The organism is Oleiphilus sp. HI0132 (assembly GCF_001635845.1).
Genome location: NZ_LWGJ01000872.1, coordinates 1 through 311, shown reverse-complemented (window position 1 = coordinate 311; position 311 = coordinate 1). Strand labels below are relative to the sequence as shown.

General features: G+C 46.3%; 1 protein-coding gene. It reads right to left on the bottom strand.

The features are described from left to right. Positions 1-311, bottom strand: a 311-nt coding sequence (locus A3766_RS09970) for an ATP-binding cassette domain-containing protein (RefSeq protein ID WP_156508844.1), incomplete at both ends; no start/stop codon positions are given.

Below are 311 nucleotides of genomic sequence, written 5' to 3'. Positions count from 1 at the left end.
TGCTTCCTCAATATAGTGTGTGGTGAGGATAATCGTGACCCCCTTTTCTCGAAGCTTACGGACCAACTCCCACATATCTTTTCGCAGCTCAACATCAACCCCAGCTGTCGGCTCATCCAAGAATAAAATCTTGGGTTCATGCGACAGCGCTTTGGCTATCAACACACGGCGCTTCATACCACCTGACAACTCCATAATACGGTTATCTTTCTTATCCCACAGTGATAAGTCTTTTAGCGTCTTCTCGATATAAGCCGTGTTAGGCGCTTTACCAAATAAGCCTCGACTAAACGTCACGGTATCCCATACAG